The organism is Streptomyces sp. CNB091 (genome assembly GCF_000377965.1).
Map to the genome: position 1 here is coordinate 285,335 of NZ_KB899002.1, position 14,608 is coordinate 299,942.

12 protein-coding genes and 2 pseudogenes are annotated in these 14,608 nt (G+C 73.3%); 5 read left to right on the forward strand and 9 right to left on the reverse strand.

Going from position 1 to position 14,608, the window contains the following annotated elements:
- The first annotated feature begins 291 nt into the window (after window positions 1-291).
- Window positions 292-2,094 carry a glycoside hydrolase family 15 protein gene (locus tag D581_RS0123620; RefSeq protein WP_018959667.1) on the forward strand — a complete coding sequence of 601 codons (1,803 nt, stop codon included), beginning with the start codon at window positions 292-294 and terminating at the stop codon, window positions 2,092-2,094.
- 56 nt (window positions 2,095-2,150) lie between these two features.
- Here the strand turns inward: D581_RS0123620 and D581_RS1000000140875 are convergent.
- Window positions 2,151-2,273: pseudogene (locus tag D581_RS1000000140875) on the reverse strand (branched-chain amino acid aminotransferase); the annotation flags it as partial.
- Between the two features lie 176 nt (window positions 2,274-2,449).
- Here D581_RS1000000140875 and D581_RS0123630 point away from each other — a divergent pair.
- Window positions 2,450-4,075 (forward strand): PucR family transcriptional regulator, encoded by a 1,626-nt coding sequence (locus D581_RS0123630; protein WP_018959669.1) that lies wholly within the window; start codon window positions 2,450-2,452, stop codon window positions 4,073-4,075.
- Between the two features lie 30 nt (window positions 4,076-4,105).
- Here D581_RS0123630 and D581_RS0123635 read toward each other — a convergent pair whose 3' ends face one another.
- From D581_RS0123635 to D581_RS0123655, 5 genes are all read right to left on the reverse strand, one after another.
- Complete coding sequence (locus tag D581_RS0123635) at window positions 4,106-5,209, reverse strand: glycosyltransferase family 4 protein (protein ID WP_018959670.1); 1,104 nt, start codon at window positions 5,207-5,209, stop codon at window positions 4,106-4,108.
- 333 nt (window positions 5,210-5,542) lie between these two features.
- Window positions 5,543-7,285, reverse strand: a complete 1,743-nt coding sequence (recN, locus tag D581_RS0123640; RefSeq protein WP_018959671.1) for a DNA repair protein RecN — start codon at window positions 7,283-7,285, stop codon at window positions 5,543-5,545.
- A 118-nt stretch (window positions 7,286-7,403) separates the two neighbouring features.
- A complete protein-coding gene (locus D581_RS0123645; RefSeq protein WP_018959672.1) occupies window positions 7,404-8,309 on the reverse strand; it encodes an NAD kinase in 906 nt (301 codons plus the stop codon).
- A gap of 8 nt (window positions 8,310-8,317) precedes the next feature.
- On the reverse strand, window positions 8,318-9,133 hold the full coding sequence (locus tag D581_RS0123650; RefSeq protein WP_026290836.1) for a TlyA family RNA methyltransferase: 816 nt from the start codon (window positions 9,131-9,133) through the stop codon (window positions 8,318-8,320).
- A gap of 7 nt (window positions 9,134-9,140) precedes the next feature.
- Window positions 9,141-9,425 (reverse strand): hypothetical protein, encoded by a 285-nt coding sequence (locus D581_RS0123655; RefSeq protein ID WP_020679238.1) that lies wholly within the window; start codon window positions 9,423-9,425, stop codon window positions 9,141-9,143.
- A 42-nt stretch (window positions 9,426-9,467) separates the two neighbouring features.
- On the opposite strand from D581_RS0123655, the gene D581_RS0123660 reads away from it, so the two are divergent.
- Complete coding sequence (locus D581_RS0123660; protein WP_026290837.1) at window positions 9,468-9,815, forward strand: sterol-binding protein; 348 nt, start codon at window positions 9,468-9,470, stop codon at window positions 9,813-9,815.
- A 147-nt stretch (window positions 9,816-9,962) separates the two neighbouring features.
- On the opposite strand, the gene D581_RS0123665 is transcribed toward D581_RS0123660, so the two are convergent.
- Both D581_RS0123665 and D581_RS0123670 read right to left on the reverse strand, forming a co-directional pair.
- Window positions 9,963-10,766, reverse strand: coding sequence for an ABC transporter ATP-binding protein (locus D581_RS0123665; RefSeq protein ID WP_026290838.1), 804 nt, complete (start codon window positions 10,764-10,766; stop codon window positions 9,963-9,965).
- A gap of 235 nt (window positions 10,767-11,001) precedes the next feature.
- A complete protein-coding gene (locus D581_RS0123670) occupies window positions 11,002-12,036 on the reverse strand; it encodes an HAD-IIA family hydrolase (RefSeq protein ID WP_018959677.1) in 1,035 nt (344 codons plus the stop codon).
- A gap of 71 nt (window positions 12,037-12,107) precedes the next feature.
- On the opposite strand from D581_RS0123670, the gene D581_RS0123675 reads away from it, so the two are divergent.
- Window positions 12,108-13,388 (forward strand): DUF1015 family protein, encoded by a 1,281-nt coding sequence (locus D581_RS0123675; RefSeq protein ID WP_018959678.1) that lies wholly within the window; start codon window positions 12,108-12,110, stop codon window positions 13,386-13,388.
- Between the two features lie 90 nt (window positions 13,389-13,478).
- On the opposite strand, the gene D581_RS01000000137610 is transcribed toward D581_RS0123675, so the two are convergent.
- Window positions 13,479-14,261, reverse strand: a complete 783-nt coding sequence (locus D581_RS01000000137610) for a tetratricopeptide repeat protein (RefSeq protein ID WP_018959679.1) — start codon at window positions 14,259-14,261, stop codon at window positions 13,479-13,481.
- A gap of 30 nt (window positions 14,262-14,291) precedes the next feature.
- Between D581_RS01000000137610 and D581_RS1000000141355 the strand changes: the two are divergent.
- Window positions 14,292-14,608, forward strand: a pseudogene (locus D581_RS1000000141355) (hypothetical protein); the annotation flags it as partial.

Genomic DNA, 14,608 nt, shown 5'->3' on the forward strand with positions numbered 1-14,608 from the left:
GGAGGCTGCTTCCGGCCACACCCCACACCGGGGCGTCACACCTTCACCCCAGCCACTCCACGTCCCACTCGGTCAGCTCGGAGATCTTACGGAGACCGTCGCGCGGATCTTCGCGGCGCGTCGTATCCTGCTCAAACACTCGCTGCCGAGACGGCCGGGCGGCGGCGCCACCCAGGCCGCCCACCGGTACAGGACTCGTCGGATCTTCCCGGGTGAAAGACCCTACGACCCCCTTGACCTGCAGTAAGCGCCCTCTTACAGGGCGACATGGCCGTTCGACTGGAGACGCACGTGGCCGGGCGCATCGAGGATTACGCACTCATCGGAGACATGCAGACCGCAGCCCTGGTCTGCCGGGACGGCACAGCGGACTGGCTGTGCCTGCCCCGCTTCGATTCGCACGCCGTGTTCGCGGGGCTTCTGGGCACCGAGGAACACGGCTTCTGGCGCATGGCCCCCGCGAGAGCGGAAGGAACGGAGCCGGCCTTCGCCGACCGGCGGCGCTATCGCGGTGACTCCCTCGTCCTGGAATCGGAGTGGGACACGCCGCGCGGCACCGTACGGGTGACCGATTTCATGCCCCCGCGTGACGGGGCGCCGCAGCTCATCCGGATCGTGGAGGGCGTCAGCGGCCGGGTGCCGATGCGCTCGGAGCTGCGGATGCGCTTCAGCTACGGCCGGGTGACGCCCTGGGTGCACAAGGTCGACAACCGCACGGTCGCCGTCGCCGGTCCGGACTCCGTCTGGCTGGACACCGAGGCGGACACGTACGGCAAGAACCTGACCACCTACTCCGACTTCACCGTCGCCCCCGGCGAACGGGTGGCGTTCACGATCAGCTGGCAGCCCTCGCACCACGGGCCGCCCGCCCTCCCCGAACCCGAGGGGTCCCTGGAGGCGACCGAGCTGTTCTGGCGCGAATGGGTCGACCAGTGTACGTACCACGGGCCCTATCGGGAGGCGGTCGTCCGCTCCCTGATCACGCTGAAGGCCCTCACGTACGCGCCGACCGGCGGCATCGTCGCGGCCCCGACCACCTCGCTGCCTGAGGAGATCGGAGGCGTACGGAACTGGGACTACCGCTACACCTGGCTGCGGGACGCCGCGATCACCCTCTCCTCGCTGCTGCGCACCGGATACCGGGAGGAGGCCCGCGCCTGGCGCGAGTGGCTGCTGCGGGCGGTGGCGGGCGACCCGGAGAACCTCCAGATCATGTACGGCATCGCCGGCGAGCGCGAGCTCGGCGAGGCGGAGTTGGACTGGCTGCCCGGTTACGAGAACTCCGGCCCGGTCCGGGTCGGCAACGGAGCGGCCAACCAGCTCCAGCTCGACGTGTACGGCGAGGTCACCGAGGCACTGCACCTGGCGCACATGACCGGGCTGACCCGCAACGACTACGCCATGGGCCTCCAGCTCAAGCTGATCGAGTATCTGGAGAAGCACTGGGAGGAGCCCGACGAGGGCATCTGGGAGGTGCGCGGACCGCGCCGGCACTTCGTGCACTCGAAGGTGATGGCGTGGGTCGCGGTCGACCGGACGATCAAACTGGTCGAGTCCGGGGACGTCGAAGGCCCGCTGGAGCGGTGGTACCAGCTCCGCGACGACATCCACCGGGACGTCTGCGACCGCGGCTACGACAAGGAACGCAACACCTTCACCCAGTCCTACGGGTCGAAGGAGCTGGACGCCTCCCTGCTGCTCATTCCGCAGATGGGCTTCCTGCCGCCGGACGACAAGCGGGTCATCGGCACGATCGAAGCGATCCAGCGGGAGCTGTCCACGGAGGACGGCTTCATCCTGCGCTACCCGACGGAGGGCGAGAACGCGGGCGTCGACGGTCTGGCGGGCGACGAGGGCGCGTTCCTGGCCTGCTCGTTCTGGATGGCCGACGACCTCGCGATGATCGGCCGGGTCGACGAGGCGCGCCAGCTGTTCGAGAAGCTGCTGTCGCTCCGCAACGACCTGGGCCTGCTGGCCGAGGAGTGGGACTCCAACCTCCAGCGCCAGGTGGGGAACTTCCCGCAGGCGTTCAGCCATGTCCCGCTGATCGACACGGCTCTGCGGCTGACGGCGAGCGGCGCGTACGTCGGCTGATCCGCTGATGGTGCAGGCGGCCGCCCCGGGCTCTGCGGGGCGGCCGTCGCGCGTTCTCAGGGGGCGGTGAGTGGTTCGGCCGCGTACGCCCGGTGGAGGAGTAGCAGGAACGGCGGGGCGGGCGGCAGCCCGGCCGCGCCGATCCGGTGGACGGACACGCCCGGCGTCCAGGAGTTCACGCGGCTGAGCCGGGGCGCGCTCGCGGGGTTGCTGACGAAGCCCTGACCGGCGGGCCCGGTGCGGCGACGCGTCCGCGCTCCTCCCCTGCGGTGCGCGCCCCGACCCCCGGGCGGTAGCGTCCTGAACAGGACGACCGCCCGATCGACGGGCGGGGCACAAGGAAGCGGGCCGGTACGTGGAGAGCCACAGCGGAATCACCGTGCAGCGGGCGCTGGAGCTGCCGGGGCTCCGCGCCGGGCTCCCGGAGGTGGTGGCCGGAGCCGACCGGCTGAACCGCACGGTGCGCTGGGTGCACGCGGGAGAGGTCCCGAACATCGCCTCCCTCCTCAAGGGCGGCGAGCTGCTCCTGACCACCGGTCTGGGCCTGGGCGCCCGCCCCGCCGAACAGCGCGCCTTCGTCCGCCGCCTCGCCGACCGGGGCATCGCGGCCCTGGTGGTGGAGCTCGGCCCGCGCTTCGGCCGGCTGCCCGCCTCCATCGTGGACGCCGCCCGCGCGGCCGGGCTCCCGCTGGTCCAGCTGCACCGCGAGGTGCCGTTCGTCGTGGTGACCGAGGAGGTGCACACCGAGATCGTCAACGGCCACTACGCGCTGCTCCAGCGGGCGGAGGAGGTGCACCGGCGCGCCACCCGGGCGCTGCTCGACGGCGGCGGGGTGCCGCAGGTCCTCGGGATCCTCGCCGACTTCACCGCCAACCCGGTCTTCCTGGAGACGCCCGACGGCCGGCTCCTGTACGCGGCGTCGACCGGAACCGCCCCGGTGGGCGCGGACCCGCTCCAGATCTGGGAGGGCATGCGCGGCGACCGGGCGGCCCGGGAGAGCCCGCCGGCCGGTGCGGTGCTGGTGGACGTGGACGGCGGCGGGCCCGAGACCGGTGCGGTACGGGCCCGGCTGGTGCTGCTCGCGGTGGCCGGGCCGCTGGCGACCGTGCACCGGATGGCGGCGGAGCGCGCGGCGGGCCTCCTCGCCGTCGTGCTGATGCAGGCCCGGCAGGAGGAGGAGCTGGCGGCCCGGGGCCGGGGCGACTTCCTCACCGACCTCGCGGAGGGCCGGATCGCCCCCGAGGACGCCCCGGCCCAGGCCCGGGTGCTCGGCTTCCGGCCCGGCGACGCCCCGCTGCTCCCGGTGGTGATGCGGCTGGCCCCCGAGCTGTCCCCGTCGGGCAACTGGGCGGTGCTGGCCCGTGCGGTCCTGGAGGAGCTGGCCTCGGTCGGGGTTCCGGTGCTGCTCGGCGTACGGCCCGTGGAGGGGCGGGTTCCGCTGCTGGTCGGGCTGCGTTCGGAGGGCGAGCGCGCCGCGGTCGCGGACCGGGTGGCGGCGGCGCTGCGGGCCGGGGTGGAGCGGGCGGGCCTCGACCGCGCCGGATCGCGGCCGCCGGTGGTCGTGGTCGGCGTCGCGGGCGGCTGGGCCGCGGCGGGCGCGGGGCTGCGGCACGCGTCGGAGACGGCGACGGCCGCGCAGGGCCTGGACGACCGGCCCTGGTACGACGCCCGGCGCCTCGACATCGACCTGCTGCTGTGGCGGCTGCGGGACCATCCTGACCTGGCGGCGTTCGTGGACCGGGCGATCGGTCCGCTGCGCGAGCACGACCGCACCTCGCGCCCGCCGCTGCTCCCGACGCTCCAGGCGTATCTGGCACACGCGGGCCGCAAGGCGGAGACCGCCCGCGAGCTGCACCTCAACCGCCAGACGCTCTACAACCGCCTGGCCCGGATCGGCGAGCTGCTGGGCACGGACCTGGACGACCCGCAGACGGTGCTGGCGCTGAGCCTGGCGCTGCGGGCCCGCCGCCACACGACCTGAGAGCAGGCGGGAGCCCTGGAAGCGACCGTTTCAGCGCACCCGCCCTGCCGCCGGCGGCTGCGCCAACTCGTCGTAGACGCTGAGCACATGGGCGATCGTGTCGTCCTCGGTGGGCCAGCCCGCCGCCTGCACCCGCCCGGCCGCGGCGAGCCGGGCACGCTCCGCCGGGTCCCCGAGCAGCCTCAGGACCGTACAGGCGAGGGCCTCGTCGTCGCCGTAGGGCACCAACGCGGCAGCCGCGCCGACCAGTTCGGGTACACCGCCGACCGCGGTGGCGACGAGCGGCACCCCTGCGCGCAGCGCCTCCTGGGCCAGCGGGGAGCGGCCCTCCCACCGGCTCGGCAGCAGGGCCAGGTCGGCGGCGGCGAGCAACTCCCCCACGCTGTCCCGGTTTCCGATGAGAGTCACGGGCAACTCCTCGTCCCTGATCCGGCGTCGCAGAGCACCGCGGTCGCACACCTCGCCCGCGATGACGAGCAGCGGCACGGGCTCCAGACACCGCCAGACACGGGCCGCGTCCAGCAGGACGTCGAAGCCGTGATGCGGTACGAGACTGCCGGCGGCCACCAGCAACGGCCGGTCAACCGCCCCCAGTTCGGCCCGCGCCTTGCCCTCGTCGCCGACACCGGCGGGGCGCGGGTGCGGGTGCGGCACGGCCACGGGAGCGAACCGGGCGTCGCGGGCGCCCCGCTCGCGGGCCCGGTCCACCAGGTCGGACGAGGGGGCGAGGACCACCGCCGCCGCCCGTGCGGCACGCCGTTCCAGCAGGTGCAGGACCTGCCGGCGGGCACCTTCCGCGTACCGCCGCGTGTGCCAGGTCATCACCAGCGGCACGGCTCGGCCGCTCAGCGCGAGGGCGGTGCGGGCGGCCGCGTGGAGTCCATGGGCGTGGACGACGTCCGCACCCGCGCAGGCGGCCCGCAGCGCGGCGACGGCGGCCGGGTCGCTGCGCCGGGGCACCGGAAGGAACCGTGCCCCGGTCGCCGTGAAGTCGTGGGCGCGGTCCACCGCGGACGGGGCGCAGACGGTCACCCGTACCCCACGCGCCACCAGCCCGGCGGCCAGCGAACCGACGTGCGCGCTACTGCCCGCACTGCCGCCGCCCAGGACTTGGACCGTACGCAGTTGTGACACGTTGATTGGCTCCCCGGGGCTCCGGAGTCGGCGGAAAGTACAGCGCCAAGGATGCCAGCCCGTACGCACGTTCCGGGACCGGCGTAACGTTGCTGCCGCACTCAGGGCGACAACCGACCACACCGCATCACCCTCACGGGTGAATATCGAGGCGTGAGGTTGTCGACATCCGCCCGCCGGACGCACGTACGTACGGGCGGGAGGAATCCCCCCGCCCGTGTCCGTACGGCCGGAGGGACCCCCGGCCCGTATCCGTACGGCCGGAGGGACCCCGCCCGTGTCCGTACGGCCGGGGAGGGCCCCCGGCCCGTATCCGTACGGCCGCAGGAGCGGCTATTCGGAGCGCGCCGTGGCCAGCAGCTCCTCGGCGTGGGCGCGGGCCGTCTCGGAGTCCTCCTGGCCCGCCAGCATCCGGGACAGCTCCCGGACCCGGTCCTCGCCCTCCAGGACCGTGACGCCACTGCGGGTCACCGAGCCGTCCACGGTCTTCTCGACCAGCAGCTGCCGGTCGGCGAAGGCCGCCACCTGCGGCAGATGGGTCACGACCACCACCTGGGCGGACCGGGCGAGCTTGGCGAGCCGCCGGCCGACCTCGACCGCCGCCTTGCCGCCGACGCCCGCGTCGACCTCGTCGAAGAGATACGTCGGTACGGGGTCGGAGCCCGCGAAGACGACCTCGACCGCGAGCATCACGCGGGACAGCTCACCGCCCGAAGCGCCCTTGGCGATCGGCCGGGGCTGGGCCCCGGGGTGCGGGGCGAGCAGCAGTTCGACCTCGTCCGCGCCGGAGGGCCCGTAGGCGACGCTGCGCCCGCCGATGTCGATACCGGACGCCTCGTCCGCAGCCTCGGTCTGCCGGATGGCGAAGGAGACCCGGGCGTGGGGCATGGCGAGCGAGGCCAGCTCGCCCGTCACCGCCTCGGCGAACCGGTCCGCCGCTTCCGTACGCGCATCCGTCAACGCCTGTCCGAGCACCGACAGTTCGGCCCGCAGCCCGTCGCGCTCCGCGGTCAGCTCCCCGATGCGTTCGTCGTCGCCCTCCAGCTCGGTGAGCCGGCCCGCGCCCTCCTGGGCCCAGGCGAGCACGGCCGTGATGTCCGTGCCGTACTTCCGGGTCAGCGTGGTCAGCTCGGCCCGGCGCTCCTCCACGGCGGCCAGCCGCAGCGGGTCGGCCTCCAGCTGGTCGGCGTACCCGGCCAGCTCGCCGGAGACGTCGGCGATGAGGATGGAGATCTCCCCGATCCGGTCGGCCAGCGCGGCCAGCGCCGGGTCGTGGGCCCGCACCGCCTCCAGGGCCTGCCCGGCGGCGGCGACCACGGTCGTGGCGTCGACGCTCTCCGGATCCTCGGGGTTCCCCGCCAGCGCGGTGTGCGCGAGGGAGGCGGCGGAGGCGAGCGCCTCGGCGTGCCCGAGCCGCTCCGCCTCGGCGGCCAGCTCGACGTCCTCGCCCGGCAGCGGCTCGACGGCGGCGACCTCGTTCAGGCCGAAGCGCAGCAGATCCGCCTCCTGGGCCCGCTCCCGGGCCCGGGTGGTCAGCTCCTCCAAGGTCGCGGCGACGGTCCGCAGCCGCCGGTAGGCCGCCGTGTAGGCGGCGTGCGGGACCGCCACACCGTCCCCGGCGTACCGGTCGAGCGCCCCCCGCTGCCGCGCCGGCTTGAGCAGGCCCTGCTGGTCGGTCTGGCCGTGCACGGCGACGAGTTCGTCCGCCAGCTCGGTCAGGACCCCCACGGGCACGGATCTGCCGCCGAGATGGGCCCGTGAGCGCCCTTCCGCGGAGACCGTACGGCTGATGAGCAGCGCGCCGTCGTCGAGTTCGGCCCCGGCCTCCTCGGCCCGCAGCGCCGCCGCGTCGCCCTCGGACACCGTGATCCTGCCCTCGACGACCGCGGCCTTGGCCCCGACCCGTACGAGAGCGGGGTCGGCGCGCCCGCCGAGCAGCAGCCCGAGGCTCGTGACGACCATGGTCTTGCCCGCGCCGGTCTCACCCGTGACCGCGGTGAAACCGGGTGACAGCTCCACCACCGCGTCGTCGATGACTCCGAGCGACCGTATCCGCATCTCCTCCAACACGGACATGACCTTACGAGGTCCCGGGCCGGCCGCGCGACGGCCCCCGCTCCCGGATTCACTCTCCCGAGGGTCGCGGGGGCCGTGGGGCGTCCTCGGAACCGTCGGCGTGGCGTCCTCGGAAACCTCAGTGGGGCGCGCCCCGCCAGCCCGAGACGGGCAGCGCGAACTTCGCCACCAGCCGGTCGGTGAACGAGGCCTGGTGCAGCCGCGCCAGCCGTACGGGCACCGCACCGCGCCGCACCTCGACCCGCGCCCCGGCGGGCAGCTCCACGGTCCGCCGCCCGTCGCACCACAGCACCCCGTGCGGGGTGTGCGGCTGGACCTCGACCGCGAGCACCGACGTGGGCGAGGTCACCAGCGGCTTGGCGAACAGCGCGTGGGCGCTGATCGGGACCATCAGCAGCGCCTCGACCTCGGGCCAGACGACGGGCCCGCCCGCCGAGAAGGCGTACGCGGTCGAACCGGTCGGGGTCGCGCAGACGATCCCGTCACAGCCGAACCCGGTGACCGGACGGCCGTCGATCTCCAGGACCACTTCGAGCATCCGCTCGGGCGACACCTTCTGCACGGCCGCCTCGTTGAGCGCCCAGTCGGTGTGCACGACGTCGCCGTTGCTGTGCACGACGACGTCGATCGTCATCCGCTCCTCGACCTCGTAGTCGCGGGTGACGACCCGGGAGACCACCTTGTCGAGGTCGTCGCGCTCGGCCTCGGCGAGGAAGCCGACGCGTCCTAGGTTGACGCCGAGCATCGGCACCCCGGAGGCGCGGGAGAACTCCGCGCCGCGCAACAGGGTGCCGTCACCGCCGAGGACGATCAGCAGCTCGCAGCCGTCCACGGCGGAGGGGCTGGTGTCGGTGACCGTCTCCACGGTGTCTGGCAGCGGCAGATCGGCCGCCTCGGTCGCCGAGACCCGCACGCCCAGCCCGTTGCGCAACAGACCCTGCACGACGAGCTCCGCGCTGCGGATCGCGGCCGGTCGGCCGGTGTGCGCCAGAAGGAAGACAGTTCGTGCCGCATTCGTGGTCACATTGGTCGTCAACGAGGCCCCTCCGCCACTGCACGGTCGACATCCGCGGGATCCAGCTCAGGTGCGCCGGCCCGCAGCCACAGAAAGTACTCGACGTTCCCCGACGGGCCGGGCAGCGGACTGGCCGTCACCCCCCGTACACCGAGACCGAGCCCCCAGGCCCGGCGCGCCACCTCACGCACGGCTTCGGCGCGCAGCTCCGGGCTCCGCACCACTCCGCCGCTGCCGAGCCGCTCCTTGCCCACCTCGAACTGCGGTTTGACCATGAGGACCAGGTCGGCCTCCGGCCCGGCGCACCGGGCGAGGGCGGGCAGCACGAGGCCCAGCGGGATGAACGACAGGTCCCCCACCACCAGGTCGACCGCCTCCCCGTCGATGGCCTCCAAGGTCAACTCCCGCACGTTGGTACGGTCCTTGACGACGACCCGTTCATCGGACTGCAACGACCACGCGAGCTGACCGTAGCCGACGTCGACGGCGACGACCTGCCGGGCCCCGGCCCGCAGCAGCACATCGGTGAACCCGCCGGTCGACGCCCCGGCGTCCAGCGCCCGCCGCCCCTCTACGGTCAGTCCGAGCGGCACGAAGGCGGCGAGCGCCCCGGCCAGCTTGTGGCCGCCGCGCGAGACGTAGTCCGGGTCGCCGTCGTCCTTGGTCACGACGATCGCGGCGGCCGTCTCGACCTGGGTGGCGGGTTTGGTCGCGGTGGTACGGCCGACGGTGACGCGCCCCGCGGCGATCAGCTGGCTCGCGTGCTCGCGCGAGCGGGCGAGCTTGCGGCGTACCAGCTCGGCGTCGAGGCGGCGACGTGCCACTCCTGCCACGTTCGGTTCAGCTCCTGTTGTCGTGATGCGTGTGCTGCGAAGGCGTGGGTACGGGACCGGGTACGGCGGCCGGACGGGTGTCCAGCGAGGTCAGCTCGGCCCGCAGCCCACGGTGTACATCCTCGTACACCTCGATGTGCCCGTCCGCCGGGAGGTGGTCCGCGTCGGCCAGGCGCTCCAGCCGGGCGTCCACCGCTCCATGGCCGGTGGGGGTGCGCCCGACCCCCAGGGGCACGGGCTCATCGGGCGTGCTCACGGGCGGTGTCCCCGCCTCCGGCGTCCAGTCGCTCATGCCGAAACGCTACATGGACGGGCCGGTGTACCGTCGAGCACGATGGCGACCATGGCTGAGTGCCGCAGCGCACTGACACGACTTTCCGACAACCTCGCGACCGCCGAGGGCGACATGCGCGGCGCGGCCGCCCTCGACCGCTCGCTGAGCTGTCACATCAAGGACCTCGACATCACGTTCACCGGTCGGCTGGCCGGTGGCCTGATCGAGGTACGGGACACGGTCGAGGGGCCGCCCCGGGAGAAGGCCGAGATCAGGCTCGCGATGACGGGTGACGACCTGGTGGCGCTGGTGGACGGCGACCTGAACTTCGCGAAGGCGTGGGGCTCGGGCCGCGTACGCCTGGAGGCGGGCTTCCGCGACCTGCTGAAACTGAGATCACTGCTGTAGCCGTTTCGAGCCCGTCCGGCCCGCACGGCCCCCGTCCGGCCCGCACGGTCAAGGACGAGCGACGGCACAATCAAGCCCGTCCGGCGATTGAGGACAAAGCGCCCACCGGGGCGCACCCCGCACCCGTCGCCGTACCCCGGCCCACCCCTACGCGGCGGCGGCCTTCCGAGCCTTACGGGCGGCGGGCACCACCAGCGGCGTACCCGTCTCCGGATCGTCGATCACCTGGCACCGCATCCCGAACACCCGCTCCACCAACGCCGCGTCGACCACCTCCGAGGGCGGTCCCGCCGCGACGACGTCCCCCTCCCGCATCGCGATGAGATGGGTGGCGTACCGCGCCGCGTGGTTCAGGTCGTGGAGCACCGCGACCAACGTGCGGCCCTGCGTCTCGTGCAGCTCGGCGCACAGGTCGAGGACATCGATCTGGTGCTGGATGTCGAGGTACGTCGTCGGCTCGTCGAGCAGCAGCAGCGGCGTCTGCTGGGCCAGCGCCATGGCGATCCAGACCCGCTGACGCTGACCACCGGACAGTTCGTCGACATAGCGATCGGCCAGCTCGGCGACGCCGGTGGACTCCATGGACGCGTCGACGACCCGCTCGTCCTCCGGCGACCACTGCCGCAGCAACCCCTGGTGGGGATAGCGGCCGCGGGCGACGAGGTCGGCGACGGTGATCCCGTCGGGAGCTATGGAGGACTGCGGCAGCAGCCCCAGCGTCCGGGCGACCTTCTTCGCCGGCAGCTGGTGGATGGCCTGCCCGTCCAGCAGCACCTGCCCCCGGCTCGGCTTCAGCATCCGGGCGAGGGCGCGCAGCAGAGTCGACTTCCCGCAGGCGTTGGGACCGACGATCACGGTGAAGGAGTTGTCGGGGATCTCCACCGAGAGGTTCTCGGTGATGACCCGCTGGTCGTAGCCGAGGGTCACCGATTCTGCGGTGAGGCGCTGCATGGTCGTACTCCCGGAGTCGGTGAGGTGGAGCGGCACGGCGCGGGGCACGGGCAGACCACCGAACAGCACCAGGTTAGGTTAACCTATCTTCCTCTTCGCGCCACTGGTCGCGGGCCACCGCCCGGCACCCTCGCCCCCCTCAACACCTTCGCGTCCCAAGGGCGTCGGGCGGCGGCGGGGCCCGGTGCGCGCGGGTAGCACCAGGGTCGGTCCGCCGGGCCGTGCCGAGGACGGTTCAGAGCCCAAGCCCGGCGAGGGCCTTCCCCGTCTCCAGCCCGCACACATCCGGACCGGCGAAGGTCCAGGCCGCCGCGCAGAGCGCCCGCAGCCCGTCGAGCGCCTCGCCCTCGCCCTCCAGCACCAGCCCCCCGCCCCCGCGCACGGCAGCCGTCCAGCCCCCGCACCGGTAGGCCTCACCGGCGGGCGTCACCTCGGGCTGCCCGGTCAGCAGCCCTCGCAGGTCCCGGTCCACATAGGTCGGGCGGTGCTGCGGCGGGGCGGCCAGTAGCTGCGCCGCGTCGGTCACCCCGGTCAGCACCAGCAGCGAGTCGACGCCCCCGTTGAACGCGCCCTCGATGTCCGTGTCCAGCCGGTCCCCGACGACGATCGGCCGCTTCGCCCCGGTCCTCAGCACGGTCTCGCGGTGCATCGGCGGCAACGGCTTCCCGGCGACCTGCGGCTCGGCCCCGGTGGCGATCCGGACGACCTCGACCGCGGCCCCGTTGCCGGGCGCGATGCCCCGGGCGCCCGGGATGGTCAAGTCGGTGTTGGACGCGAACCACGGCAGCCCGCGCCGGATCGCGTAGCTCGCCTCGGCGAACCGCCCCCACGCCATGTCCGGTCCGCCGTAGCCCTGGACCACCGCCGCCGGGTCGTCGTCCGCCGACTCCACCGGCACCAGCCCGCGCTCACGCAGCGCGACCCGCAGCCCTTCGCCGCCGATCGCCAGCACCCTTGCCCCGGGCGGCAGTTGGTTGGAGACCAGCCGGGCGACGGCCTGGGCGGAGGTGATCACGTCGGAGGCTTCGGCGGGCACCCCGAGCTCCGTCAGGTGCTCCGCCACCGCGTCCGGCGTGCGCAGCGCGTTGTTGGTGACGTACGCGAGGTGCATGCCCCCGGCCCGCGCCCGGGCCAGCGATTCCACGGCGTGGCCGATGGCCTCGCCGCCCGCGTACACGACCCCGTCGAGATCGAGGAGAGCCGTGTCGTACGCCTCGCTCAGCGCCGTACTGCTCCCCGCCGGCCGGGACCTGACCTGCTGGTGGCTCATATGACTCGCTCCTCTTCCACGCGTTCTGCCCCGATCATCGCGTATGCCCTCTGCACACATACGATGCCCTGATGAACACTTCAGGCCCCGTCGACCAGGGACTGCGGCTTTCCCCGTTCCGCGGACTGCGTTACGTCCCCGAGCGGGTCGGCAGCCTCGCCGCCGTGACGTCGCCCCCGTACGACGTGGTCGTCAGGCCCGACGGGCTGCACCACCTGGAGTCCGCGGATCCGCACAACATCGTGCGTCTCATCCTCCCCCAGGCCGACACCGCCCGGGACCGGCACCGGCAGGCGGCCGCCACCCTGGACCGCTGGCTGGCCGAGGGCGTCATCGCCCCCGACCCGGACCCGATGCTGTACGTCTACGAGCAGCGGAACGACGAGATCCTCCAGCGGGGCCTGATCGGCGCCCTGGCCCTCTCCCCCGCCTCCGAGGGCATCGTGCTGCCCCACGAGGACGTCATGGCCGACGTCGTCGCGGACCGCGCGGAGCTGATGCGTACGACGGGGGCCCATCTGGAGCCGCTGCTGCTGACCTACCGCGGCGGGACGGGCGAACCGGCCGGGGCGGCAGCGGTGATCGAGCGCACGGTGCAGCGGGAACCGCTGCTCGCCACCACGACGGAGGACGGCTTCCGGCACCGCCTCTGGGCCGTGACGGACCCGGCCGAACGGAGCGCGATCGCGACGGACCTCGCCCGGCACCAGGCGCTCATCGCTGACGGCCACCACCGCTGGGCCACCTACCTCCGGCTCCAGCGGGAACAGAACGCGCCCGGGCCGTGGGACCACGGCCTCGTCCTCCTCGTCGACACGGCCCGCCACCCTCTCCAGGTCCGCGCCATCCACCGGCTGCTGCGCGGGCTGCCGGTCTCCCGGGCCCTGAAGGCACTGACCGGCCTCTTCCGCGTACGGCAGGTCGAGGGACCCCTCTCCCGGGCCCTCGACGCGCTGGCCGAAGCGGCGGCCGGCGGCAACGCGTTCCTCCTCGCCGGCGACGGCGGCTTCCACTTGGTGGACCGCCCCGACCCGGCCCTGCTGGCCCGCACCATCCGCACGGACCGCCCCGACGCCTGGCGCACCCTGGACGCGACGGTCCTGCACTCCGCGCTGCTCGACGACGTGTGGCGGATCCCGGACGCACCGGAGCACATCGGCTACATCCACGACACCGCGGCAGCCGTCGAGCAGGCGGAGCGCCTCGACGCGACGGCGGTCCTGATGCATCCCGTACGCGAAGAAGTCGTCCGGGACCTGGCCCGGCAGGGCGTCACCATGCCCCGCAAGTCGACGTCGTTCGGCCCGAAGCCGGCCACGGGCCTGGTCATGCGAAGCCTCGCCCTCGACTGATCCGCGAAGCTGCCCGGGGACCGTCAGACCGCTACGGAACGTGAAGAGGGGCGGCACTCCGACCGGAGTGCCGCCCCTCTTCACCAGCTGCTAGGCCTTGACCGAACCGTCCCCGGAACCGCCCTGGTCCTCGTCCTCGTCCTGGACTTCGTCCTGCTCGTCGTCGAGGCCGGCGTCGCCACGGGCGTCGTCCTCGTGGTCGAGGTCTCCGGGCGCGACCTCGTCGACCGCGTCCTCCTCGGCCGTCTCGTCGTCACCGAGGACGTCGACGAACTCCACGCCGTCGAGCGCGGCGAGCCGGTCCGACGCATCGGTGGAACCGTCCTTGTCGGCCTCCAGCGCCTTTTCGAACCACTCCCGCGCCTCGTCCTCGCGCCCCGCCTCCAGCAGGGCGTCCGCGTACGCGTAGCGAAGTCGCGGCGTCCACGACTGCACCGAGTTGGACGCGAGCTCGGGGCTCTGGAGGGTCACGATGGCGGCGTCGATCTGGCCCATGTCACGGCGTGCCCCGGCGGCCACCAGTCGCATCTCGACCTGTCCGGCCTTGTCCAGCTTCTGCACCTCGGGCTCGCCGGCCATGGCCATCGCCCGCTCGGGACGCCCGAGCCCACGCTCGCAGTCCGCCATGACGGGCCACAGGTCCACGGACCCGGTCATCCTCCGGGACGCCCGGAACTCGGCGAGCGCCTCGGCGTACTTCTGCGTCGCGTATGCCGCGAACCCGGCCGCCTCACGCACTGCGGCGACGCGGGACGCGAGCCGGAGGGCGATACGGGCGTACGCGTACGCCTCCTCGGGGTCCTCGTCGATCAGCCGGGCCACCATGACCAGGTTGCGCGCGACGTCCTCGGCAAGGGTCTTCGGCAGGCTCATGAGCTCCTGGCGTACGTCCTTGTCGATCTCGTGGCCCGTGACGTCGTCCGGAATCGGCAGCCGCTTGATCGGCTCACGATCGCGGTCGCCGCCCCGGTCATCGCGTCCCCGGAAACCACCACGGTCCCGGTCGTCGCGCTGACCGCCGCGGTATCCGCCCCGGTCCCTGTCACCGCCACGGTTGTCATCCCGGCGGAAGCCACCGCCGGAGCCACCACCACGGTTGTCATCGCGGCGGAACCCACCGCTGGAGGGCCGGTCGTCGTCACGACGGGGACCACGCGGCCGGTCGTCACGACGCTCGAAGCCACCACCACCGGGACGGCCACCACGGTCATCACGCTGCT